The 22,583-nt window shown below is 71.8% G+C and carries 24 protein-coding genes; 12 read left to right on the forward strand and 12 right to left on the reverse strand.

The features are described from left to right. The first annotated feature begins 179 nt into the window (after positions 1–179). The gene (locus IG94_RS0124580) at positions 180–1,094 is read left to right on the forward strand and encodes a L,D-transpeptidase family protein (protein ID WP_031041132.1); all 915 of its coding nucleotides are present in this window, start codon (positions 180–182) and stop codon (positions 1,092–1,094) included. Positions 1,095–1,297: 203 nt separating this feature from the next. Here the strand turns inward: IG94_RS0124580 and IG94_RS0124585 are convergent, their stop codons facing one another. The 6 genes from IG94_RS0124585 to IG94_RS0124610 all read right to left on the reverse strand — a co-directional run bounded on the left by IG94_RS0124585 (position 1,298) and on the right by IG94_RS0124610 (position 8,233). Beyond that, positions 1,298–2,521, reverse strand: coding sequence for a hypothetical protein (locus IG94_RS0124585; RefSeq protein ID WP_052410841.1), 1,224 nt, complete (start codon positions 2,519–2,521; stop codon positions 1,298–1,300). Next, on the reverse strand, positions 2,521–3,183 hold the full coding sequence (locus IG94_RS0124590) for an RNA polymerase sigma factor (RefSeq protein ID WP_031041135.1): 663 nt from the start codon (positions 3,181–3,183) through the stop codon (positions 2,521–2,523). Before IG94_RS0124590 ends, IG94_RS0124585 begins: the two co-directional genes overlap by 1 nt. Positions 3,184–3,528: 345 nt before the next feature. Continuing rightward, complete coding sequence (locus IG94_RS0124595; protein ID WP_031041139.1) at positions 3,529–5,034, reverse strand: AAA family ATPase; 1,506 nt, start codon at positions 5,032–5,034, stop codon at positions 3,529–3,531. Positions 5,035–5,240: 206 nt separating this feature from the next. Then, a complete protein-coding gene (locus tag IG94_RS0124600) occupies positions 5,241–5,810 on the reverse strand; it encodes a hypothetical protein (RefSeq protein WP_031041142.1) in 570 nt (189 codons plus the stop codon). Between the two features lie 88 nt (positions 5,811–5,898). After that, complete coding sequence (locus IG94_RS0124605) at positions 5,899–6,474, reverse strand: hypothetical protein (RefSeq protein WP_031041145.1); 576 nt, start codon at positions 6,472–6,474, stop codon at positions 5,899–5,901. A gap of 142 nt (positions 6,475–6,616) precedes the next feature. Then, the gene (locus IG94_RS0124610) at positions 6,617–8,233 is read right to left on the reverse strand and encodes a beta-N-acetylhexosaminidase (protein ID WP_052410842.1); all 1,617 of its coding nucleotides are present in this window, start codon (positions 8,231–8,233) and stop codon (positions 6,617–6,619) included. Between the two features lie 230 nt (positions 8,234–8,463). On the opposite strand from IG94_RS0124610, the gene IG94_RS0124615 reads away from it, so the two are divergent. The 10 genes from IG94_RS0124615 (at position 8,464) to IG94_RS0124660 (ending at position 15,674) form a co-directional block, all read left to right on the forward strand. Next, on the forward strand, positions 8,464–8,958 hold the full coding sequence (locus IG94_RS0124615) for a 2-oxo-4-hydroxy-4-carboxy-5-ureidoimidazoline decarboxylase (RefSeq protein ID WP_037760593.1): 495 nt from the start codon (positions 8,464–8,466) through the stop codon (positions 8,956–8,958). 292 nt (positions 8,959–9,250) lie between these two features. After that, complete coding sequence (sdhC, locus tag IG94_RS0124620) at positions 9,251–9,631, forward strand: succinate dehydrogenase, cytochrome b556 subunit (RefSeq protein ID WP_003974113.1); 381 nt, start codon at positions 9,251–9,253, stop codon at positions 9,629–9,631. A 5-nt stretch (positions 9,632–9,636) separates the two neighbouring features. Next, a complete protein-coding gene (locus IG94_RS0124625; protein ID WP_031041154.1) occupies positions 9,637–10,119 on the forward strand; it encodes a succinate dehydrogenase hydrophobic membrane anchor subunit in 483 nt (160 codons plus the stop codon). A 19-nt stretch (positions 10,120–10,138) separates the two neighbouring features. Next, positions 10,139–11,893, forward strand: a complete 1,755-nt coding sequence (gene sdhA, locus IG94_RS0124630) for a succinate dehydrogenase flavoprotein subunit (RefSeq protein WP_031041157.1) — start codon at positions 10,139–10,141, stop codon at positions 11,891–11,893. Then, positions 11,893–12,666, forward strand: a complete 774-nt coding sequence (locus tag IG94_RS0124635; protein WP_031041163.1) for a succinate dehydrogenase iron-sulfur subunit — start codon at positions 11,893–11,895, stop codon at positions 12,664–12,666. Before sdhA ends, IG94_RS0124635 begins: the two co-directional genes overlap by 1 nt. Positions 12,667–12,831: 165 nt before the next feature. Further along, positions 12,832–13,452 carry a Uma2 family endonuclease gene (locus IG94_RS0124640; RefSeq protein ID WP_031041168.1) on the forward strand — a complete coding sequence of 207 codons (621 nt, stop codon included), beginning with the start codon at positions 12,832–12,834 and terminating at the stop codon, positions 13,450–13,452. Positions 13,453–13,493: 41 nt separating this feature from the next. Then, positions 13,494–13,901, forward strand: a complete 408-nt coding sequence (locus IG94_RS0124645) for a VOC family protein (RefSeq protein WP_031041172.1) — start codon at positions 13,494–13,496, stop codon at positions 13,899–13,901. 99 nt (positions 13,902–14,000) lie between these two features. Continuing rightward, on the forward strand, positions 14,001–14,408 hold the full coding sequence (locus IG94_RS0124650) for a hypothetical protein (protein WP_031041175.1): 408 nt from the start codon (positions 14,001–14,003) through the stop codon (positions 14,406–14,408). Positions 14,409–14,412: 4 nt separating this feature from the next. Continuing rightward, positions 14,413–14,901 carry a thiol-disulfide oxidoreductase DCC family protein gene (locus IG94_RS0124655; RefSeq protein ID WP_031041178.1) on the forward strand — a complete coding sequence of 163 codons (489 nt, stop codon included), beginning with the start codon at positions 14,413–14,415 and terminating at the stop codon, positions 14,899–14,901. 11 nt (positions 14,902–14,912) lie between these two features. Next, positions 14,913–15,674 carry a TetR/AcrR family transcriptional regulator gene (locus tag IG94_RS0124660; protein WP_031041181.1) on the forward strand — a complete coding sequence of 254 codons (762 nt, stop codon included), beginning with the start codon at positions 14,913–14,915 and terminating at the stop codon, positions 15,672–15,674. Here the strand turns inward: IG94_RS0124660 and IG94_RS0124665 are convergent. From IG94_RS0124665 to IG94_RS0124675, 3 genes are read right to left on the reverse strand one after another with little or no spacing between them, the layout of a single operon-like run. Further along, positions 15,653–17,068, reverse strand: a complete 1,416-nt coding sequence (locus tag IG94_RS0124665; protein ID WP_078892415.1) for a M1 family metallopeptidase — start codon at positions 17,066–17,068, stop codon at positions 15,653–15,655. The genes IG94_RS0124660 and IG94_RS0124665 overlap by 22 nt on opposite strands. Positions 17,069–17,122: 54 nt before the next feature. Beyond that, positions 17,123–18,538: a metallophosphoesterase gene (locus IG94_RS0124670; protein WP_031041186.1), complete on the reverse strand. Its 1,416-nt coding sequence runs from the start codon at positions 18,536–18,538 to the stop codon at positions 17,123–17,125. 36 nt (positions 18,539–18,574) lie between these two features. Next, the gene (locus IG94_RS0124675; RefSeq protein ID WP_031041189.1) at positions 18,575–18,814 is read right to left on the reverse strand and encodes an SCO4848 family membrane protein; all 240 of its coding nucleotides are present in this window, start codon (positions 18,812–18,814) and stop codon (positions 18,575–18,577) included. Positions 18,815–18,986: 172 nt separating this feature from the next. Here IG94_RS0124675 and IG94_RS0124680 point away from each other — a divergent pair, with 172 nt between their 5' ends. Next, the gene (locus IG94_RS0124680; protein WP_031041191.1) at positions 18,987–20,252 is read left to right on the forward strand and encodes a D-alanyl-D-alanine carboxypeptidase family protein; all 1,266 of its coding nucleotides are present in this window, start codon (positions 18,987–18,989) and stop codon (positions 20,250–20,252) included. Here IG94_RS0124680 and IG94_RS0124685 read toward each other — a convergent pair. Genes IG94_RS0124685 through IG94_RS0124695 form a run of 3 tightly spaced genes read right to left on the reverse strand, consistent with a single transcriptional unit; the run spans position 20,200 to position 22,579 of the window. Beyond that, positions 20,200–21,156, reverse strand: a complete 957-nt coding sequence (locus tag IG94_RS0124685; protein WP_224221429.1) for a YihY/virulence factor BrkB family protein — start codon at positions 21,154–21,156, stop codon at positions 20,200–20,202. The two genes, IG94_RS0124680 and IG94_RS0124685, sit on opposite strands and share 53 nt — an antisense overlap. Beyond that, positions 21,144–21,686, reverse strand: a complete 543-nt coding sequence (locus tag IG94_RS0124690; protein WP_194963138.1) for a GtrA family protein — start codon at positions 21,684–21,686, stop codon at positions 21,144–21,146. Before IG94_RS0124690 ends, IG94_RS0124685 begins: the two co-directional genes overlap by 13 nt. Beyond that, positions 21,647–22,579, reverse strand: coding sequence for a decaprenyl-phosphate phosphoribosyltransferase (locus IG94_RS0124695; RefSeq protein WP_224221491.1), 933 nt, complete (start codon positions 22,577–22,579; stop codon positions 21,647–21,649). Before IG94_RS0124695 ends, IG94_RS0124690 begins: the two co-directional genes overlap by 40 nt. Positions 22,580–22,583 lie beyond the last annotated feature (4 nt).

Raw genomic sequence — 22,583 nt, forward strand, 5'->3', positions numbered from 1 at the left:
CGCGCGCCTGCACCCGGTGGAGTGACCCACGCTGGGACCTTGCTCACAAGCTCCGTGCGGTCCCGGTCACAACCATGCCGTGCCGTTCACGGGGCGTCTTCCGGGGGGAACATCTCAGGGACGTTCGTGCAGGAGTCAGGGAACATCCGTGCGGGACCGTGAGACGGCGGGGAGCCGTGATGCGTATGAGGGGCATGGGGAACACGGGACGGGCGGTCGTCCTCGCCCTGGGGGCCGCCCTGGTGGCGGGCGGCTGCACCGTGCAGGGCACCGGCCCGGACGGGAAGGGGCGGGCGCCGGTGCACATCGACGTCTCCAGGGCGGCCACGCCCGGGCACAGCTCTCCCGAGCACAGCCCGGGCGGACACAGCCCGGAAGAGCACAGCCCAGAAGAGCACAGCCCGGAAGGACGCAGCCCGGCCGAACGCCGGCCGTCGAGCGCCCCGCCGGCCCGCCCGCCGGCCCGGGTGCTCTGGAAGAGCGGCGACACCGGCCGGGACGTACGCGAACTCCAGGCGCGGCTGCGCCAGGTCGAATGGCTCGACGACGGGCCCACCGGGACGTACGACGAGCCGACCGGGCAGGCGGTGAGCGGCTTCCAGGGCAAGCGCGGGCTGCCGAGGACCGGCACCACGGACACGGCCACCTGGCAGCGGCTGCTGGACATGACGCACGAGCCGGGCCAGTGGGACCTGTACCTGATGGGCGGGCAGCCGGCCGCCGCGCCCGACCCGCGCTGCCTGACCGGCCGGGTGCTGTGCATCAGCAAGTCGAGCCGGACCCTGCGCTGGATGATCGACGGCCGGACCGTGTCGACGACGGCGGTGCGCTTCGGCTCGCAGCGCACGCCCACCCGCGAGGGCGTCTTCGAGGTCTACTGGAAGTCCCGCGAGCACTGGTCGACGCTGTACGACTCGGCCATGCCCTACGCCATGTTCTTCAGCGGCGGCCAGGCCGTGCACTACTCGTACGACTTCGCGGCCCACGGCTACGCGGGCGCCTCCCACGGCTGCGTCAACGTACGGGACGAGGGGACGATCGCGGACCTGTACGCGCAGGTGCGGAACGGCGACAAGGTCGTCGTGTACCAGTGAGGCGAAGTACGGCGCTCGGGGGCGCGGGCGGGACCGGGGGAACGTGTCCCGCCCGCGCCGGGGTGCACGAGCCGTAGGTACGGGGGGAACCCCGGCTCGGTGCGGAAGCCGATGACCAGTCGGCTCATTCCTTACTGCGCTCGGACGGCCGAAAGTGTCACACCTCGCGGCGAAGACCTCGTCGCCGCGCGCGACGCCGCAGGTCAGGGAGTTGCGGTGGCGTGCGGAGTGACCGTCGTGTCCGTGGCACGCGAGTGGTTGGCGTGATGAGAACGGTGGGGCTGTCGGGGTTGGTGGGAGTGGCGGACGGGCGGGGACACGGGGGATGTGCGGGAGTCGTCGCCGTCCGGACCGTCGTCTTCGCCTCCGTCGCCGTCGTCACCCCGGCCGCCCTCACCGTCGCCGTTCTTCCCTCCCTTGCCCTGGTCGCCCTCGCCGTTCCCGCCACCGTTGCCGTTCTTGCCGTTCTCGCCGCCCTTGCCGTTCTCGCCGCCCCGGTCGCTCCTGTCGCCGTGGCCCCGGCCGTCGCCGGTGTCCCACCGCAGTTCGCCCTCCCGGACCGCCGGGCCGGAGCCGCCGCCGGCCTTCTCGCCGCCCCCGCCTGCGGAGTCGCCGGCGGCGAGGAGGGCGCCGCAGTACTTCCCGACCCGCCACGCGCCGCCGGCCGCCTGCCTCAGGGCACGCGCCCGGGCGTCGTCGAGTTCCTTGCCGGCGCCCACCCTGCGGCAGGACTCGACGAGGTCCGGGCGGTGGCCGCCGGTGCCGCCCTCCGCCCGGCCCCCGGCGTCGGGATCCCCGGCCGCGCCGCTGTCCCGCCCGGTGTCCTCGTCGGGCACGCCAGGTGCCGTGCCGACGGGCGACGACGGCCCGCCCTGCGTACCCTCCTGGGCCCCGTCTCCGGGAGAGGGCGACATGAGCGGGCGTTCGGGGGAGGCCGCGGCCGACACGGTGGCGACGGGTTCCGGTTCGGTGCCGCCGAACGGCGCGGGCAGCACTCCCGTCCCGGCCGCGACGGCCACCGAGCCGACCATGCCGACGGTCAGCGCGGCGGCCAGCCCGAGGCGCAGGGGACGGTGCCGGCGGGGTCGCCGGGTGCCGTCGCCGCGCCGGCCGAGGCGGACCGGTCCGGCGTCGCGGGTCCGCCCGGGGGTGCCGCGACCGAGGGCGGCGGGCATCCTCGCCGAGGCGTCCGACCGTTCCGCGTTCACCTTGCGGAAAGCGGCCAACGCGGCTTCCTCGCCCGGGAGTTCGGCGTCGGCCGACACGGACGACGCCTGCGGCCCGGGCGGGCCGGAGAGTGCGTCCAGGGCCGCCGCGAGTCGTTCGGCCCGTTTCCGGGACCCGGGATGGACAGCCTCCGGAGACTCTCCGCACAGCAGGAGTTCCGCCGTTTCGCGGTCCAGCCACTCGTTCTGCTCGTCGGCCATCACATGTCCTTCTGCGTCCGCGCACGCGTATCCGTCACACTCGCGGACGTCACCGCGCCGTCGCGCGGTTCTCGCTGCGGCGGCAGGCCGTCGAGCCCGCCGCCGGATTCCGGATCGGCGCCGAGCAGTTCGGCCAGCCGCTTCAGACCCCGGTGCGCCGCCGTACGGACGGCGCCGGGCCGCTTGCCCAGCGTCTCGGCGGCGCTCTTGGCGTCCAGGCCCACCACCACCCGCAGGACGACCGCCTCGGCCTGGTCCTGGGGCAGCCGGGCGATCAGGGCGAGGGCGCGGCCGGTGCCCAGGGCCTCCATGGCCTCGCCCGCGGTGTCGGACTCGGCCGGCCTGCCGGTCAGCTCCGTCTCGTCGCCGCCGATCGCGGGCCGGCGGCCGCGCATGCGGATGTGGTCCAGGGCGCGGTTGCGGGCGATGCGGGCGGCCCAGCCGCGGAACCGGTCGGCGTCGCCGTCGAAGCGTTCCAGGTCACGGGCGATCTGCAGCCAGGCCTCGGACGCCACGTCCTCGGCGTCGGGCTCGCCGACGAGCGTGCGCACGTAACCCAGCAGCCGTGGATGCACCGCGCGGTAGACGGTCCGGAAGGCGGCCTCGTCCCCGCCCTGTGCCGCACGCACCGCGGTCGTCAGCTCCGCGTCGTCCCCCAGCACCGAGAAGCCTTTCTGCGCCTAAACCGGCGCCGCTCTCGCGGACGTGGTCCTCGCCGTCGTGGTTTCTCAATCGATGGTCGCGGTGGTCTCTGTCGGCCCCGCCGCAGGAACGAGCCCCCGCTGCATCGGCGCGAATGGCACGTTACGTCTTGAAACCGCCGCTCGTCCATGTCCGGCTCCAATGCCGTACAAGATGCAACTAACCCGTGACGCACGGGGGTGTGACAGAAAACGCGGCCCCGACGCTGAAGTGAGTACGGGCCGCCGCGCGGCCCGTACCGCGCGACGGCCGGGGCCTCTCCTGTGGGGGGTGGCGGCCCCGGCCGTCCCCGCGGCGCCCTCGCGTCAGCTGCCGTACAGCATCGGCAGGTCGACCAGAAGGACGTCGTCACGACCTTGGGCCAGTTCGATGAGGTCGGGGTAGAAGCCGTGCAGGGAGTACAGAGCAAGAGTGGTGCCCACGGTGTCGTACCCCTGATCCGTGAGCAGGGCCCGGATACGTTCCAGGCGCTCCAGGTCCCCTGTCCCCCGACGCGCGGCGGTCGCCTTGGCCTCGCCCAGCAGCGCGACTCTCGCACGGGGAGCCTGCGGACGTTCACCGGCCGCCAGGGCGATGACGTCGACCTCGTGCTTCGTCCTGCCGGCCCGGTCAGCGACGTCGGTGGTACCGACAGGTCCCGGCAGCCCGCCGGGCAACAGGACGTGGGCGTAGCGACGGGTGAAGTCGCGGGCCAGGTCCTCGAAGTGCGGTCCGAGGATCTTGGAGTTGAAGGTGGGGGTGGCCTGCTCCCACACCTGCCCGGCGAAGCCCTGCTCCACGGCGGCGGCCTGCGGGAGGGTGATGAGCTGGTTGAAGCGGATGACGGGGTCGGCGAGGGTGATGACGGGGTGCTTGGAGCGGAGGATGTCCTGTTCCCGCCGGATGTAGCCGGTGGATTCCAGCACGCCGAGCGGGTGGGCGACGGCGTTGCGTGGGCGCTCCAGGGCGGCGCCGATCCTGCTCGGAGTGGTGGCCCCGTTCGCGATCGCGGTGAGGATGTCGTAGTACAGCGTGTGCTGCGTGATCCTCGGGTCCTCGCGCAGCAGGTACTCAGTCTCGGTTCGTGAGTACACCGCCCGTCCCGGGTCCAGCAGCGTCCGGGTGAGCCAGGTGTCGAAGCCGTCGTCCGGATGCGGTCGCCCCGCCACCGGCCGATAGCCAGGCGCTCCGCCCAGGACCGCGTGCACCTTCAGCGCGATCAGCGGGTCGGCGATCTGCCAGAAGGCCCGGCTGTTCCGGTAGTCGAAGGCACCCAGCCGGAGATCGACCACGGCGCGTCCCCGTAGCGGCTTGGTCCCCGAGAGCAGTTCGTGCATGACGCTCATCGCCGATCCGCAGAGGATCAGCCGGGGTCCCGGCCCGGTACCGGGCCGGGAGCCACGCTGGCGTTCGTCGTAAAGCTGCTGCAGCAGTCCGGGAATCTCGGGCGAGTGCTGGAGCAAGTACGGCAACTCGTCGATCACCAGCAGCGGACGGGACGAACGGGCGGTCACGTCCAGAGCGTTGGAGAGGACGTCACGCCAGTCGCGCAGACGCAGGCTTCCGGGACGCAGGCCGGTGTGGACGGCGACCGCGTCACTGAACCGCTGGATCGCGGGCAGCCGCCCTTCCTCCCGGACCGCCGTGATGTACAGGCCACCGACCCGCTCCGACAGGGCCTGCAGGAGGTACGACTTCCCGTGCCGCCGCCGGCCCGACACGATGCCGAGCCGCATCGCCGGATCCGGATCGGCGAGGAACTCCGCGAGCAGATCCCACTCCCGGTCCCGGTCGATCACGTCACCCGGCTTGGTCAGCAGGCTTTCCGTCACTCGCGCTCCGCAGGGTCATGTCGATGAGGCTCTATTCCGTCTAAGTGTACTTCGACATAAAGCGTCGCACTCCGTTTGAACTGCATCGGGCATCGATCGGTGCTCCTCGGGGCCGGGCTGTCGGTGGCCCCGGCCACCGGAGTCGCCAGGACACGGCCCCGTGGTGCCGCAACCCGCACGGCGGTCACCGGCGCCCCGGGCCGGGTTCAGCAGCGGGCGCGCGCCCTGCGGGACACGACCGCGCGCAGCACCCGCCGTCCCTCCGTCGAGGCTTCCCGTGCGGGGCGCAGCCCGGCGGGACCGTACCCGGCGAGCAGTTCCAGGACGGCGGTCTGGCGGCGCAGTTCGGCGGCGACGAGCGGGGACGCCCCGTCCGCGGCGTCCTCCCGGTGGACGTCGGCATCCCCCGACGCGTCCGCCGCGGGGTCCAGGAGCCGGTGGATCCGGAGCGCGGCGACGGAGCAGGCGTCGGCCCAGGCGCGCGTGCCGGGGCCGGCGCAGTCGTCGGGCGCGGAGGCCAGCATGCGGCGGGCCAGGAGCACCGCCTCGTCCTCCCCGGTGGCGTCGGGGCCCGCGAGCTCGGCGCGCGCCTTCGCCAGTCCGTCGGCCCAGTCCCGCCCGGACCCTCCGCCGGTGTCGTCCGCGAGGGCCGCCCACAGGGGTCTGAGGATCTCGTCGTCGCCTTCGAGCAGCGGCAGACAGCGATCCAAACAAGCCAGTCCACTCGCGGCGAGTCCGCGTGTGTCGGCCCGCGCGATCAGTTCCACCAGGCCCATCGGGTGCCTCCCTGTTTCCGGCCGCATCGCCCCACCGACCACCAGGGGGCCCGCACTGACCCTTACTGCGTGCGGCGGCCCGGGAGTGTCACAGCGGCACGACGCCCAGCCGGTCGAGGAACCGGAAGAAGAGGTTTTCGGCCACGGGACCGGAGTCAGGGTCCGCTCCCGCACCCGCGTCCGTGTCCGCATCCGCGTCCGTGTCCGCGGCCGTGTCCGCGGCCGGATCTGCCGAGAGCACCTCGGCCAGCTCACCCGCGTTCGCGGCGCGGCCCGCCTCCGCGGCCCAGGCGACGGCGCGTTCGGCGGCGTCACCGGGCTCCAGGAAGTAGTCCTCCAGCGTGAGTCCGTCCCGCTCCGCGCCGAGGTACCCGGCCATCGCGGACCGTGCCAGGCAGGTCGTCCACGCCCCGCTCTCCGGCGCCGCCGCCTCCACCACCACGCAGTCGCTGTCCATGACGTACCCGAACAGCGCGGGTGCTCCGGTCTGTCCGGCCAGGCCGTTCATGTTCCCGACGTCTCCGTCGCCGCCCGGGAACTCCCAGACCTGCCAGCCGTCCGGCGCGGACCGGCGCAGGGTCATGTCCGCGGCGCCGGCCAGCGCGTCCAGTTCCGCGAGTGGCCGCTCCGCGCGGCCCACGACGAAATAGCCCCAGTAGCCCATGTCCCGGATCCCCCCGGCGTGTCGGTTCGGCTCGCTGGAAAGACCACCACAGTCGTACGGGAGTTCGCAGCAGGATCCGACAATCGGCGCGCCGCCACCAGGACGTCTCCGGTACGCCCGGACCGGGCGCGGACGTCCGGCGTCAGTCGAGCCGGTCCGCCAGCGACTTGAAGTCCGCCCAGGACAGCTCGGGCTTGTCGGGATCCCACAGCTTCTGGACGGTCGCGGCCAGGGGCAGCCGGATGCCGTCGGCGACCTGGGCCTGGGTCTGCGCGCTCGGGATGTCGCCCCAGACGGCGAAGCTGCCGCCGAGTATCTGGTCGTCGTACTTGGCGTCGACGGCCCGGGTGCCGCGCAGGACGCGCGGGGTCCACTGCTCGTAGATGCGCTCGCCGGTCGGGTAGACGAAGGTCTGCGGCTCGCCGAGCACGTAGTAGAGGAACTCGTCGTTGTAGTTGAGGACCTCGCGGCCGGCGCCCAGGTACTCCGCCGGCGGGCGGGCGCCGATCTCCTTGCCGGTCCAGTACGCGACCTTGAGGTCCTTGACCGGTTCGACGGACGTGTCCTTGAAGAAGCCGTCGTTCCACGCGCGCGGGGTGCGGTCGTGGGCCATGACGGTCTTGGCGCGGCCGTTGAGCCAGCCGGTGGTGAGGTCGGCGACGGTGCCGTCGGAGCCGTAGGCCTTGCGGGCGGCGGCGGCCAGGGTCGGGTAGGACGCCTCGGGGTCGGAGACGACGAGCGCCTGGTACTCGTCGGCGCCCAGGTGGAACTGGGAGCCGGGGAACAGGTCGGCGTACTCGTCCAGCAGGTCGTCGACGATCTCGGCGGCCTCCGGCTCGGAGATGTCGATCGCGCCGCGGGTCGCCGTGCCCTGCGCGTTGCGGAGCTGGAGGTCGGGGTGGGCGGCGATCACGGCGCCGAGGTGGCCCGGCGAGTCGATCTCGGGGACGACGGTGATGTGGCGCGAGGTCGCGAGATCGATGATCTCCTTCGTCTCGGCCTTGGTCAGGTGCTCGTCCGAGACGATCTCGGGGTGCGAGTCGGACTCGATACGGAAGGCCTGGTCGTCGGAGAAGTGCAGGCCCAGCTCGTTGTACTTGAGGTCGCCGAGCTCGCGTATCCGGTCCTTGATCCAGTCGGCGTCGTAGTGCTTGCGCGCGATGTCGAGCGAGAACCCGCGTTTCGGTTTGGCCGGCTCGTCCTTCACCACGCCCTCCGGCGCGGTGCCGCCGCCGTCCACCGCCTGCTTCAGGGTGCGGGTGCCGAACCAGACCCCGGCCTCGGCGGGCCCGGTGACGGTGACGCGGCCGTCGCGCACGGTCATGGTGTACGACTCGGGGTTCGCGCCCTTGTCGGCCTTGACGTCGAGCAGCAGGTCCCCGGCGCGCTCGTCGTCCTTCTCCCCCGCGTACGCCATCCCCAGCTCACCGGCGACCAGCTTGCCCTCGTCGGCGAGACCGGAGTCGGCGACGACGACCCGGTTCCCCTTCTCCGGCTGCCAGCCGGGCCCGCGGGCGGGGGTGTGGTCGCGTACGGCGGGTATGGTGCGCGGCTCCTTCGACAGCGGATAGGAGCGGCTGGGGCTGGGCGCGGCCGCCTCTCCGGAGGACCGCGCGGCCGAGCCCGGTGGGTCCCCGTCGCCGTCCCCGTCGGTGGCCCACAGGCCGACTCCCACGCCGAGCGAGGCGACCACCGCACCGGCGACGACCGCCCGCTGCTTCACCTTGTTCGCCGGTATCCGGCGTCCGTGCTGGCTCACAGCGCCAACCTAAGGCCGCTGCTGCCGTCGTGCGTCCACCACATGTTCTGAAACTCTCCCGTTCGGGTGAAATTCGGGCATCGGACGGACACGCGTTGCCGTCACTCGATAACGTGACGCCGCATCTTTCGCACCATCCCCTGCCGACACACACGTGACGCCCACGAGGACCCACGCCGCCTGTGCATCCCCTCCCAGACTCCCCCGGCCGAGTGGCCATACCGGTACCGGTGCAAACGCGCGCCACGCCGGCGACGGCCACCCCGCTGGAGCCCTTCAACACGGCCCGCCCCGAGGAGGCCGCCCAGGCCCTCCTCGCCTGCCTGGGCAGCCGCGCCTGGGCCCACCGCCTCACCGCCCACCGCCCCTACCCGGACCTCCCGGCCCTCCTCGCCGCGGCGGACGAGGCGGCGTACGACCTGACGCCGGAGGACCTGGCGGAGGCCCTGGCCGCGGAGACGCTGCCCTCCCTGCCGGAGGACACCTACGCGGCGGCCCACACGGCCCTGAACGCGGCCCACGCGGCGTACGAGTCCCGCTTCGGACACGTGTTCGTCATCTGCCTGGACGCCTTGAGTACCGACGAGGCCCTGGACCACGTCCTCGCAGCCATCCGGTCACGTTTGAACAACGACCCGGACGACGAACGCCTGGTGGCGGCAGAGGAACTCCGGCGCCTCGCACGAAGCAGACTGACCAGCTCACTCGGGGACGCGGGACGGTGACATCGGCGGCTCCGCCGCGGGACAGCTGCGACATCGGCGGCTCCGCCGCAGGGCACGGGCAAGCGCTGACTACGCGTACCGGACAAAACACCCGAACCCCCGCCCCGGCAGCCGCCCCCGCAGCAACCCCACTGCTCCTTTGAGTGCAAGTTTGATCACAACGGCAGGCCCCCTGTAAGCACCACGGGCACACGTCGCTACCATGCTGGGGGCCGGTGGACCGTACCCGGCCGGGCCCGACCGACAAGGAAAGCCGGCGCGGCCCCAATCCCCGCTCCCGGAGGAAATTTCCGTGCCGGCTGGAACGCTGTACCGCGGCCGGGAAGGAATGTGGTCCTGGGTGGCTCATCGAGTCACCGGCGTCCTCATTTTCTTCTTCCTGTTCGTTCACGTGCTGGACACCGCTCTCGTGCGGGTGTCCCCCGAGGCCTACGACACCGTCGTGGCCACCTACAAGACGCCGATCGTCGCGCTGCTGGAGTACGGCCTCGTCGCCGCCATCCTCTTCCACGCGCTCAACGGCCTGCGCGTCATCGCCGTCGACTTCTGGGTCAAGGGCGCCCGCTACCAGAAGCAGATGCTCTGGACCGTCGTCGCCCTGTGGGTCGTGCTGATGCTCGGGGCGATCTACCCCGTCCTCGGCCACGCCGCTCGTGAACTCTTCGGGAGCTGACGCCAATGTCCACGACTGAATCCCCCGCCACCGGGATCGGCCCCGTCGAGGGCGCCTCCCAGTACACCGTCGACAACCCCGCGCCGCTCATCGAGGCGCCCCGCGCCCGCACGAAGAAGACCCCGAAGTCCACCCGGGGCAACTTCGAGATGGTCGCCTGGCTCTTCATGCGCCTGTCCGGCGTGGTCCTGGTCGTCCTGGTCCTCGGGCACCTGCTGATCCAGCTGGTCCTCGACGGGGGCGTCTCGAAGATCGGCTTCGCCTTCGTGGCGGGCCGCTGGGCCTCGCCGTTCTGGCAGGTCTGGGACCTCCTGATGCTCTGGCTCGCGATGCTGCACGGCGCCAACGGCCTCCGCACGATCATCAACGACTACGCGGAGCGCCCGAACACCCGCCTGTGGCTCAAGGGACTGCTCTACACCGCCACGGTGTTCACCATCCTGCTGGGCACGCTGGTGATCTTCACCTTCGACCCGAACATCCGCTAGGCACGGGGCTGCGAAAATCATGAAGGTACACAAGTACGACACCGTCATCGTCGGCGCCGGTGGCGCCGGCATGCGCGCGGCCATCGAGTCGACCAAGCGCAGCCGCACCGCCGTGCTGACGAAGCTCTACCCCACCCGCTCCCACACGGGCGCCGCGCAGGGCGGCATGGCCGCCGCGCTGGCCAACGTGGAGGAGGACAACTGGGAGTGGCACACCTTCGACACGGTCAAGGGCGGTGACTACCTGGTCGACCAGGACGCCGCCGAGATCCTGGCGAAGGAGGCCATCGACTCGGTCCTCGACCTGGAGAAGATGGGCCTGCCGTTCAACCGGACGCCCGACGGGACGATCGACCAGCGGCGCTTCGGCGGCCACTCCCGCAACCACGGCGAGGCGCCGGTCCGCCGGTCCTGCTACGCGGCCGACCGCACCGGTCACATGATCCTCCAGACGCTGTACCAGAACTGCGTGAAGGAGGGCGTGGAGTTCTTCAACGAGTTCTACGTCCTGGACCAGCTGATCACCGAGGTCGACGGCGTCAAGAAGTCCGCCGGCGTGGTGGCCTACGAGCTGGCGACCGGCGAGATCCACGTCTTCCAGGCGAAGTCCGTGATCTACGCGTCCGGCGGCACCGGCAAGTTCTTCAAGGTGACGTCCAACGCGCACACGCTGACCGGCGACGGCCAGGCGGCCGTGTACCGGCGCGGGCTGCCGCTGGAGGACATGGAGTTCTTCCAGTTCCACCCGACCGGCATCTGGCGCATGGGCATCCTGCTGACGGAGGGCGCCCGCGGTGAGGGCGGCATCCTCCGCAACAAGGACGGCGAGCGCTTCATGGAGAAGTACGCGCCGGTCATGAAGGACCTGGCCTCCCGCGACGTCGTCTCGCGCTCCATCTACACGGAGATCCGCGAGGGCCGCGGCTGCGGCCCCGAGGGCGACCACGTCTACCTGGACCTCACCCACCTCCCGCCGGAGCAGCTGGACGCCAAGCTGCCCGACATCACGGAGTTCGCGCGGACCTACCTCGGCATCGAGCCCTACACGGACCCGATCCCGATCCAGCCGACCGCGCACTACGCCATGGGCGGCATCCCGACCAACGTCGAGGGCGAGGTCCTCGCGGACAACACCACCGTCGTCCCGGGCCTGTACGCGGCCGGCGAGGTGGCCTGCGTGTCCGTGCACGGCGCCAACCGCCTGGGCACCAACTCGCTGCTCGACATCAACGTCTTCGGCCGCCGCGCGGGCATCGCCGCCGCGGAGTACGCCCAGAAGGCGGACTTCGTCGAGCTGCCGGAGGACCCGGAGTCCCTGGTCGTCGGGCAGATCGAGCGGCTGCGCTCCGCCACCGGGAACGAGCGGGTGGCGGCGCTGCGCAACGAGCTGCAGGAGACCATGGACGCCAACGTCATGGTGTTCCGCACCGAGCAGACGATCAAGACGGCCGTCGAGAAGATCGCCGACCTGCGCGCCCGCTACCAGAACGTGTCGATCCAGGACAAGGGCCGGCGCTTCAACACCGACCTGCTGGAGGCCGTCGAGCTGGGCAACCTGCTCGACCTGGCCGAGGTGATGGCGGTGTCCGCCCTCGCCCGCAAGGAGTCGCGCGGCGGCCACTACCGCGAGGACTTCCCCAACCGCGACGACGTCAACTTCATGCGCCACACCATGGCGTACCGCGAGGTGGGCGACGACGGCGCCGAGTCCATCCGGCTCGACTACAAGCCGGTCGTCCAGACCCGCTACCAGCCGATGGAGCGTAAGTACTGATGGCTACCCCTGTCATGGAGAAGAGCGACCAGGCCCCCGAGCCGGGCTTCGCCGACTCCCCCTACATCACGGTCACCTTCCGCGTCCGGCGGTTCAACCCGGAGGTCGCGGCCGAGGCGACCTGGGAAGACTTCCAGCTGGAGATCGACCCGAAGGAGCGCGTCCTCGACGCGCTGCACAAGATCAAGTGGGAGCTGGACGGGAGCCTGACCTTCCGCCGTTCCTGCGCGCACGGCATCTGCGGCTCGGACGCCATGCGGATCAACGGCAAGAACCGCCTGGCCTGCAAGACGCTGATCAAGGACGTCAGCCCCGAGAAGCCGATCACGGTCGAGGCCATCAAGGGCCTGACGGTCCTCAAGGACCTGGTCGTCGACATGGAGCCGTTCTTCCAGGCGTACCGGGACGTGATGCCCTTCCTGATCACGAAGGACACCAACGAGCCGACGCGTGAGCGCCTCCAGACCGCCGAGGACCGCGAGCGCTTCGACGACACGACCAAGTGCATCCTGTGCGCCGCGTGCACGTCGTCGTGCCCGGTGTTCTGGAACGACGGCCAGTACTTCGGCCCGGCCGCGATCGTCAACGCCCACCGCTTCATCTTCGACTCGCGCGACGAGGCCGGCGAGCAGCGGCTGGAGATCCTCAACGACCGCGACGGCGTCTGGCGCTGCCGCACGACCTTCAACTGCACGGACGCCTGCCCGCGCGGCATCGAGGTCACCAAGGCCATCGCGGAGGTGAAGCGAGCGCTGATCACGCGCCGCTTCTGACGCCGTCGGCGCACGCCGGTCCACGGCGGTGAGGGCCCCGTTTCCGCTGGAGACGGGGCCCTTTGGCATATGCCACACGATCGGGTGAACCCGTCGGCAACGGGCCTTACGGCTACCCTTCGTCCTACGATGATGGCCTCGACACCAGCCCCTAGGAGGCACGCGATGTCCGCAGCATCCGTCGAGCTGCCCCACGGCGACCTTCCGCTGACCGCGGAGGCGAACCGCCTCATGGACCGCAATCCGGGCTACCGCGTCGAGATCATCGGAGGCCAGCTCGTCGTGACCCCGCCACCGGACGTTCCGCACTCGCGGGCGCTGACCAAACTCATGCGCCCGTTCATCGCCGCGGGCCTTGACGACGGCGTAACCGAGGTGCACCAGGGCATCGGTCTCTGGCTTCCCATGAACGCCGACGACTACGCGATCCCCGACCTGGCGGTCGTGGACGCCGACATCGACGACCACCTCGTCGAGAACAACTGCTACGACCCGGTCTGCTTCCGCCTCGTCCTGGAGGTCACCTCCAGCAACTGGAAGAACGACCTCAAGGCCAAGGTCACCGCCTACGCCGCCGCCATGGTGCCCGTCTACGTGATCGTCGACCGCAAGCACCAGCGCCTGCACGTGCTCACCGACCCGGACTGCGCCGACTACTACACCCACCGTGTGCACTCCCCCGGCGAGATCGTCACCCTGCCCGACTCGCTCGGCGCGGAGGTCACCCTGGACGTCGCCGAGATCCTTGCCGCCGGACGGCCGAAGAGCGCGCCCGACGGGGACTGACAATCAGCCGTTCCCGGCGACGATCGTCCTAGCCTGACGCCATGTCAGATGACGAGTCGTACGAACTGCTCGGGTTCGACAACGTACTGCTGCCCGTCGGGGACCTCGCCGAGGCCGTCGGGTTCTACGAGCGGGCCGGGTTCCCGGTCGCCTACCGGCTCGACGAGGCCGGGATCGCCCTGCTGAAGGTGGGCGCGGAGACGCCGGGACTCCTGCTGCGCGCGGAGGAGTTCGGGCGGCAGCCGCCGATGTGGCCCTCCTCGCGGGTGTGGCTGGAGGTGACCGACGCCCGGAAGGCGGCGCGCACACTGCGCGAGGCGGGGGTGCCGCCGCTGGACGAGCCGTTCCCCGTGGCCACCGGCTGGACCGTCGAGTTCGCCGACCCGTGGGGCAACGTCATCGGCCTGACCGACTACTCCAAGCGCCCAGAACTGGGCCGCCGTGCCTGAGCCGCTCCCGGTGAGCCGGCATGCGGCTTGAACGTGTTCAAAAACGGGTCTACAGTCACCTCTGCCAGCGTTTTGAACGCGTTCAAGAAGGGGTGGGGCATGGACCGCACCGTCATCGCCTACGTCATCTACCTGGTCGTCAGCATCGGTCTGACCATCTGGGTGGCCCGCACGCTCAGCCGCAACGGACGGGTCTTCCTCTCCGACGTCCTGCACGGCAACGAGAAGCTCGCCGACGCCGTCAACCACCTCCTGGTGGTCGGCTTCTACCTCGTCAACCTCGGTTTCGTCGCCCTCTACCTGAGCGGCGACGACACGATCGCCGACACCCGCGGCGTCTTCGAGGCGCTCTCGACCAAGCTCGGCGTGGTGCTGCTCGTGCTCGGCGTGATGCACCTGGGCAACGTGTACGTGCTCAACAGGATCCGGCGGCGCGGGATGATGGAGCGCGAGCAGGTGCCGCCGGTTCCGCCGCAGGGCTGGGTGGCCCCGACGGCCGGGGCCTGAGCCGATGGCCCCCGCTCCGGGGACGACAGCCGGCGCCCCCGTGCGCCGGCTCACCGTCCTCTACGACGCCGAGTGCTCCCTGTGCACCCACGTGCGGGACTGGCTCCTGCGCCAGCCCCGGCTGGTGCCGCTGGACCTGGTCCCGGCCGGGTCCGACGAGGCCCGCGAGCGCTTCCCCGGGCTCGACCACGCGGCCGCCCTCGACGAGGTCACCGCCGTCGGCGACGCCGGGCAGGTCTACCGGGGCGCCGCCGCCTGGGTCGTCGTCCTGTGGGCGCTGCGCGGGTACCGCGGGCTCTCCCACCGGCTCAGCACGCCCGCGGGAGCCGCGCTGGCCCGCGGAGCCGTCCTGGCCGCCGCCAAGTGGCGCGCCGGGCAGCGTCCGCCGGGGGGCCGCGCGTACCGCCGCGCGGACGGCTGGGTGTACGACCCGCGCCTGGGCTGGCTGTACACCGGGCCGGGCTGTGACGGCGGCGCCTGCGCCACTGGATAGGCTTCGGACCCGTGCCTGCGACCAACGACGGCCCCGACGGCGGAGCCCACCTCAGCAAGTCCGAGCAGACCCGCGCGCTGATCCTGGAGACGGCCATGCGGCTGTTCCAGGAACGCGGTTACGACCGGACGACGATGAGGGCCATCGCCCAGGAGGCCGGGGTCTCCGTCGGCAACGCGTACTACTACTTCGCCGGCAAGGAGCACCTGATCCAGGGGTTCTACGACCGGATCGCCGCCGAGCACCGCGCGGCGGTCCGCGCGGTGCTCGCCGAGGAGACCGACCTGGAGGCACGGCTGGCGGGCGTGCTGAAGGTGTGGCTGGACATCGCCACGCCGTACCACGAGTTCGCGGTGCAGTTCTTCAAGAACGCCGCCGACCCGGACAGCCCGCTCAGCCCCTTCTCCCCGGAGTCGGAGCACGCGCGCGTGGAGGCCATCAGCATCCACCGCGCGGTGCTCGCCGGGGCGAAGACGAAGGTCCCCGAGGACCTGCGGGACGTCCTGCCCGAGCTGATGTGGCTCTCCCAGATGGGCCTCGTCCTGTACTGGATCTTCGACCGCACGGAGGGCCGCGAGCGCAGCTACCGCCTCGCCGAGCGCGGCGCCCGGCTCACCGCGCGGGGCGTCGTACTGGCCCGTTTCCGGGTGCTGCGCCCGCTGGTGCGCGAGGTGCACGAACTGTTCACGGACTTCCTGCCCGGGATGACCAGTGCCCTGCCGGACCCGGCGAAGAAGACGGCGTCCCGGTCTCAGGAGCGGGAGCGGAGGTAGGCGTCGGCGGGGGCGCGGTCGCCCCGTACCCAGGCGTCGAAGAAGCCCTTGAGGTTCTGTCCGGACACCTCCTGGACCAGTTTCTCCAGCTCGGCCCACTCGGGGGCCGTGCCGCCGTACCGGGCCGGCCACTCCCTGAGCACCTCGGCGAACGCGGCTTCGCCGATCTGCCGCCTCAGTGCGTGGAGCATGACCGGCCCCTTGTCGTAGACGCCCCGGCCCTCGGAGAGCCGCTGCTGCCAGAACCCGTCGTCGGTGCGGTGCTCTTCGATCTCCTGCCGGTACTTCGCGTCCAGGTCCTCGCCCGCGCCGAACTCCGGCCACATCCACTGGGCGTACGACGCGAAGCACTCACTCAGGCAGAGGTTCCGCTGCTCCTTCTCCCGCACCAGGCTTCCGTACCACTGGTGCGTCAGCTCGTGGGCCACGACGGTGGCGTCGAAGTACGCCTCGTTCTCGGCGTTCGGGAAGATCACACCTCCCTGGACCGCCAGGTTGGGGACCTCCTCGGAGACGGAGTCGAGGAAGTAGGAGACCAGCGTGTCGTTCGGATACGGGCCGAACTCCGAGGAGAGGAACGACATGATCTCGCGCTGCTGATCGGCGTACTTCTCGAACTCCGCTTTCCGGCCCGCCGCGTAGACCGTGGTGAGCGGTGTCCCGTCGGCGAGCCGCGTGCGCTCCACGTCCCACTTCCCGACCCCGAACAGCGCGTCCTTCGCGGGCAGGGGCTTCGTGGAGCGCCAGTCGAAGGTGGACCGGCCCCCGTGTCTCCGTACCGGCCTGTCCCGGCCGCCGGAGACGACGGTCCAGCCGTCCGGCACGGTCGCCGCCAGCCGGAAGTCCGCCGTGTCGTCCGGGTCGCCGTTCCCGGGGAACCAGGTGCCCACGGGGGCCAGGACCGTGATGACGCCGCCGTCCTCGCCCCTGGCCCAGCTCGGGTTGGACCGGCCCGGGTCCCCGTCGTAGCGGACCCGCACGGTGAAGGTGCGGCCCTCCTCGATCGCTTCCTCGGGGACCACGGTGACGCTGCCGTCCCCGGACCGCGAGAAACTCCGCGCGGGCTCCCCGTCGATGTCGACCGAGCGAGCGGTCAGTGCGAGGTCCAGGTCGAACCGCGCGAGGTCCGCGGTGGCCCGCACCGCGACCTCGGCGTCGCCTTCCAGCCGGGACGCCTCGGGGTCGTAGGTCACCCGCACGTCGTAACCGGCGACGTCGTACGCCCGGACACCGCCGTCGGCGGGCGCGGTCGCGGGCCCCGGCACGGGCTGCCCGAGGGCCGTTCCCATGCCGTACGCCGTCCCGGCCAGCGCGAGGCCGGCGCCGAGGGCGGCCCGTCCGCGGCGGGTCCGGCGGCGGGACGGGCGCAGTGGTCGATCAGGTCGGTTCGTCATGGCCGCCAACCTGGCAGAGCAGTGTGAGCGTGCCGTGACGGCGCCTTGCCGAAGCTAAGCCTTCCGCGAGGCCAGTTCGATCACCGTGATGTCCGAGGGCGCCCCCACGCGCGTGGGAGGCCCCCAGGCGCCCGCGCCGCGGCTCACGTACAGCTGGGTGTCGCCGTAGCGCTCCAGGCCGGCCACCGTGGGGTTGGCGGCACCGGCGATGAGGTTGCCGGGCCAGAGCTGGCCGCCGTGGGTGTGCCCGGAGAGCTGGAGGTCGACGCCGTGGTCGACGGCGTCGTGGATCTGCACCGGCTGGTGGGCGAGGAGCACGCACGCGCGGGAGCGGTCCCGGTCGCCGAGGGCCCTGGCGTAGTCGGGTCCCTGGCCCTCGTCCTCGCCCGCCACGTCGTTGACGCCGGCGAGGTCGAAGTGCGGCAGCTCGGTGCGGGCGTTCTCCAGCGGGAGCAGGCCGAGCCGCCGTACCTCGGCGACCCACTGCTCGGCGCCGGAGAAGTACTCGTGGTTGCCGGTGACGAAGTAGGCGCCGTGCCGGGCCTTCAGCTGGGACAGCGGCGCCGCGGCCGGGCCGAGGTCCTTCACACTGCCGTCGACCAGGTCGCCGACGACGGCGACGAGATCGGGCTGCGTGGAGTTGATCGTGTCGACGACCTGCTGGGCGAAGCCCCGGCCGAGCACCGGGCCCAGGTGGATGTCGCTGACCACGGCGATGCGGAAACCGTGCGCCGCGCGCGGGAGCCTGGCCAGCGGCACGGTGACCCGCTTGACCTTGGGACCGCTCAGGACGCCGTACGTGCCGTGGCCGACCGTCCCGACGGCCGCCGCGGCGGCGGCACCGGCGACCACGCGGGAGACGAACAGGCGGCGGGAGGGGCGGGCCAGGGGACTCGCGGCTCCGGCGTCCGAGCCGTCGGCGCCCTCGGTGGTGTCGGTGGTCCTGGAGGACGGCGTGTCGGGCGATTCGGGCGCGTCGGGCGCCTTCGGCGTGTCAGGCGTGTCGGACGTCTGCGGCGCGTCGGGCGCGTCGGACGTCTGCGGCGGGGCCGTGCCGGCCGGTATGCGCTCGTCGGCGGCGGCCGGGGAGGCCGACGGCTCCACCCCCGTCTCCGCCCCCGTCGTCGCCCGCGCCTGCCGGGCGGCCGCCCTGCGCTCCAGGTACCGCCGCAGCAGGGGCCGGACGATTTCGCCCGCCACCACCGCGAGCAGCAGGTACAGCGACAGGGCCAGCCACAGGAAGCCGGGCCAGGCCAGGGCCCGCTGGAGCCAGAAGGGCGCACCCGCGCGCTCGGCGACCAGCGCCCCGACCGTGAGCACCCAGCCGCCCGCGATCACGGCCGCGCCGATCCTGCGGACGGGTCCGGGAGCCCGGGTCGTGTCGCGGAACAGGCGCCGCCACACGTACCAGTTGGCCGTCACCAGGACGCCCACCACCAGTAGCGCGGCCAGCACGAAGACGACCACCATGTCGTCGTATCCCCTCGCTTGTGACGTCCTCGACGCCTATGACGTTCGGCGCAGTGCGCGCACCGAGCGCAACCCGATGAGCCCGACGACCGTCCCCAATACGAAGGAGACGATCGCGAGCAGCAGGTGCACCCAGAAGTAGGCCGTCGGGTCGCCGTCCTCGAAAGCGAGCCCGCTGCCGTCGTTGACCAGGTTCTTGACGAAAGTGATCCAGATGAACCAGCTCCACACCCCGAAAGCGAGCAGGAACCAGGAGACGGGGCGGCTGAGCTTCACAGAAACGGACCTTTCCTCACAACTCCGCGCACCGGCGAGCGGCCGGGGGTCCGGGGGTGGCCCCCCGGGTGAGCACGGCAGGGTTTCAGTATCGCCGCACGCCGTCCGGATCCGTGCACGGGGTGGGGAGGGGGGTGGGAGGGCGCCGCTCGCGGAGGGTACGTTTCCGCTCGTGCCCGCACCCAAGAAGGCCCTCAGGCGCTCCCTGACGGTCACCTCCGCCGCCCTGACCGCTCTCGCGGTGATCTCTCCCGCCGCGCTCGCCGCCCCGAGCCCCTCGTCGAGCCCGTCGGCCACTCCGCCCGCGTCGATGTCGGCCGTGGGCGGCGCCCGGCTCGGGAAGCCCGGGACGCAGGTGGACCTGGCGGGCGGGGCACCGGTGCTGCCGAAGGACGTGACGGCCCGTTCGTGGATCGTGGCGGACGCCGAGTCGGGCGACGTGCTCGCCGCGCACAACGCGCACTGGAAGCTGGCCCCGGCGAGCACCCTGAAGATGCTGTTCGCGGACACGCTGCTGCCGAAGTGGCCGAAGACCGCGAAGCGCAAGGTCGAGTTCTCCGACCTGGCGGGCATGGGGGCCGGTTCCAGCCTGGTCGGGGTCAAGGAGGAGGAGACCTACACCGTCCACGACCTGTGGCTCGGCGTCTTCCTGCGCTCCGGCAACGACGCGGTGCACGTGCTGTCCGCGATGAACGACGGCGTCGAGAAGACCGTCGCGGACATGAACGCGCACGCCGAGGAACTGCAGGCCGGCGACACCCACGTGGTCAGCCCCGACGGGTACGACATGCCGGGGCAGGTCTCCTCCGCGTACGACCTGACGCTGTTCGCCCGTTCGGGGCTGCAGAAGAAGGACTTCCGCGAGTACGCCTCCACGGTCAGCGCCGAGTTCCCGGGCGAGACGAAGAAGGACAAGAAGGGCAAGACGTCCCGCGAGTCCTTCGAGATCCAGAACACCAACCGGCTGCTGTCGGGCGACTCCGACGTGGAGGTCTACCCGGGCATCGCGGGCGTGAAGAACGGCAGCACCACCAACGCGGGCTCGACCTTCACGGGCGTCGCCGAGCAGGGCGGCAAGGTGCTGCTCGTCACGGTGATGAACCCGGCGAAGGACGAGCACAACGAGGTCTACAAGGAGACCGCCCGCCTCTTCGACTGGGGCTTCAAGGCGACCGGCAAGGTCCAGCCGGTGGGCCGGCTGGTGGGCCCGAAGAGCGCCGAGAACCCCTCCCCCGAGGCGTCCGGCGAGGCCGGCGGCGCCGGGAAGGGCGCCGCCGGCACGGAGCCCGTCGCGGGCGCGCAGGCCACGGGCGGCGGCGGGGTCGGGATCGCGGCCGGCATCACCGCCGGGGTGCTGGTGCTGCTCGCGGGCGGCGCGTTCCTGGTCAACCGGAAGTGGCCGCTGCCGGACCTGGTCCGCCGCCGGACCCGTCCGTGACGCCCTGACCGGTGCCGCCCCCGGCGCCGCTCCCGCCGTCCTCGCCGTCTGGGTGCTTCTCACTGTCCGTCGCCGTCCAGGCGGCGCAGAACAGCAGCAGCTTCGTGGTGAAGTTGATCCACAGCAGCAGGGCGACGGGGACGCCGAAGGCGCCGTACATGCTCTTCGCGGCGACGCCCTGGATGTAGCCGCTGATCAGCAGCTTCAGCAGTTCGAAGCCGACCGCGCCGATCAGTGCGGCCACCATCAGGCGGCGGCGCTCGGGCTGGACGCCCGGGAGCAGGGTCAGCACGTACAGCAGGAGCAGGAAGTCGGCGAGTACGGCGACCGCGAAGGCGGCGACGTGGAGCAGGGCCCCGCCGACACCGCCCTCGGCGAGGCCGATCGAGCGGATGATCCAGCCGACCAGCGCCGAGGCGACGGTGGAGATGGCCACGGTGACCAGCAGCGCACCGCCGAGGCCGACGAGCACGCCCGCGTCCTTGGCCCGGTGCAGGACCGGGTTCTCCTCCTCGTCGGGCAGCTCCCACACGGCGCGCAGGCAGCCCCGGGTGGCCTCGACCCAGCCCATGCCGGTGAAGAGCAGCGCGAGGGCGGCGATCACGCCGACCGTGCCGGCGTTGTCGACGAGGCCCTGGATGTCCAGCTGGTCGGAGATGCCGGGGATCTGGTCGGCGAGCTTGTCCTGGAGCTTCTCCTGCTGCTTCCCGCTCAGCGTGGCGGCGGCGACGGCTGCGGCCAGGCTGAGCAGCGGGAAGAGGGCGACGAAGCTGGTGAAGGTCATGGCGGCGGCCAGCCGGGACCACTTCACCCGGTCGAGGCGTTCGTACGAGCGCCACGCGTGCGTGGTCATCAGGCGCGCGATCCAAGGCCCCACGACGGGGAGTTTTTTCAGCCAGTCCATGATCCGACCCTGCCCCCGCTCGTCCTGTTCCATGATCTCGTCCGGTCACCGGATCCACCCCGGGTGAGCGGTCCGGTCTCCTCCCCGGCGCCGTCACCGGATCGGAAGACCAGCGTTCTAGTGCCCCAGAAACGCAGGGCCGTGCCCAGGACCATGCCGATTCCGGCGCCGGAGACGGTGTCGGCGCGCTGCGAGGTCAGGCCGAGCCCGTAGTGGCTGACGGCCAGGCAGAGGAGCTGCACGGCGGCTCCGGCGGCGTTCACGGCGAAGAACACGGCGTACGGGCGCAGGCCCCGGGTCCTGGTGCGGCGGTAGGTGCCCAGCGCGTTTCCCGCGTACGCGACCGAGCACCCGGCGACGAAGGACAGCGCCTTGGCGGTGAGCGGGTCGAGTCCGGCCGGGCCGCGCAGCCAGGTGAAGAGGCCGAGGTCGACGGCGTAGGCGAGCAGCCCGGCCGAGGCGAAGCCCAGCAGTTCGCGTCGGTGTTCGGCTACCAATTGGCCACCGCCAGTCCGTACATGGCCATCCAGACCACGCCGATCAGCGCGAGGGCGCGGTCGCGCAGGACGACGTCCTCGGGCTCACCGGCGGTGCCGCGGTCGGCGAAGACGGCGTAGCGCAGGACGGCGAGGACGAAGGCGACCATGGAGAGCTGGCGCCATGGCAGCACGCTGGCGTGCGGGACACCGCCCTCCTCCAGGGCCCACAGGCAGTAGCCGAGGACGGCGACCGAGGCGGCGAGCTGCCAGACGAAGCGGAGGTAACCGGTGGTGTACTCGGTGAGCAGCGCGCGCGTGGCGCCCGCCTTCCCGGCCATCTGCACGGCTTCGGAGTACCGCTTGGCGGCGACCATGAACAGCGCGCCGAAGCCGGTCGTGATGAGGAACCAGCGCGACAGCGGGATGCCGAGCGCGAGTCCGCCGGCGACCGCGCGCATCAGGAAGCCGGTGGTGACGACGGCCAGGTCGACGACCAGGACGTTCTTGAGGCTGACGCAGTACGCGAGTTGCATCAGCAGGTAGGCGGTCAGGAGGACCGCGACGGGCGGCGGGCACAGCAGGGCCGCGGCGGCTGGCGCGAGGACGGCCAGGGTGCCGCCGACGGCGTACGCGAGCGGCACCGGGACCTGCCCGGCGGCGATCGGGCGGTGGCGTTTGACGGGGTGGGCGCGGTCCGCCTCGGCGTCGCGGGCGTCGTTGACGAGGTAGACGGCGGCGGCGCAGGCGGTGAACAGGACGAAGACCAGGGCGAGGCGGCCGAGGACGTGACCGGAGAACAGCTCGCCGGCGGCGGCCGGGGCCGCGACGACCAGGACGTTCTTCACCCACTGGCGGGGGCGCGCGGTCCGCAGCAGGCCGGCCGGTACACCGCCCGCGCGGGGCGGCGCGGGCTCCCGCCGCCGTCCCGGGGCGCGGTCCGGCAGGACT

This window comes from Streptomyces olivaceus (genome assembly GCF_000721235.1).
GTDB classification, from domain to species: domain Bacteria; phylum Actinomycetota; class Actinomycetes; order Streptomycetales; family Streptomycetaceae; genus Streptomyces; species Streptomyces olivaceus.

Bases quoted from the DNA above. Each gene is read 5' to 3' on its own strand.
- IG94_RS0124625 (WP_031041154.1), top strand. From the start codon at position 9,637: ATGTCCACGACTGAATCCCCCGCCACCGGGATCGGCCCCGTCGAGGGC.
- IG94_RS0124645 (WP_031041172.1), top strand. From the start codon at position 13,494: ATGTCAGATGACGAGTCGTACGAACTGCTCGGGTTCGACAACGTACTG.
- IG94_RS0124665 (WP_078892415.1), bottom strand. From the start codon at position 17,068: ATGACGAACCGACCTGATCGACCACTGCGCCCGTCCCGCCGCCGGACC.
- IG94_RS0124685 (WP_224221429.1), bottom strand. From the start codon at position 21,156: ATGGACTGGCTGAAAAAACTCCCCGTCGTGGGGCCTTGGATCGCGCGC.
- IG94_RS0124655 (WP_031041178.1), top strand. From the start codon at position 14,413: ATGGCCCCCGCTCCGGGGACGACAGCCGGCGCCCCCGTGCGCCGGCTC.
- IG94_RS0124600 (WP_031041142.1), bottom strand. From the start codon at position 5,810: ATGGGCCTGGTGGAACTGATCGCGCGGGCCGACACACGCGGACTCGCC.
- IG94_RS0124635 (WP_031041163.1), top strand. From the start codon at position 11,893: ATGGCTACCCCTGTCATGGAGAAGAGCGACCAGGCCCCCGAGCCGGGC.
- IG94_RS0124650 (WP_031041175.1), top strand. From the start codon at position 14,001: ATGGACCGCACCGTCATCGCCTACGTCATCTACCTGGTCGTCAGCATC.
- IG94_RS0124605 (WP_031041145.1), bottom strand. From the start codon at position 6,474: ATGGGCTACTGGGGCTATTTCGTCGTGGGCCGCGCGGAGCGGCCACTC.
- IG94_RS0124585 (WP_052410841.1), bottom strand. From the start codon at position 2,521: ATGGCCGACGAGCAGAACGAGTGGCTGGACCGCGAAACGGCGGAACTC.
- IG94_RS0124580 (WP_031041132.1), top strand. From the start codon at position 180: ATGCGTATGAGGGGCATGGGGAACACGGGACGGGCGGTCGTCCTCGCC.
- IG94_RS0124670 (WP_031041186.1), bottom strand. From the start codon at position 18,538: ATGGTGGTCGTCTTCGTGCTGGCCGCGCTACTGGTGGTGGGCGTCCTG.
- sdhA (WP_031041157.1), top strand. From the start codon at position 10,139: ATGAAGGTACACAAGTACGACACCGTCATCGTCGGCGCCGGTGGCGCC.
- IG94_RS0124640 (WP_031041168.1), top strand. From the start codon at position 12,832: ATGTCCGCAGCATCCGTCGAGCTGCCCCACGGCGACCTTCCGCTGACC.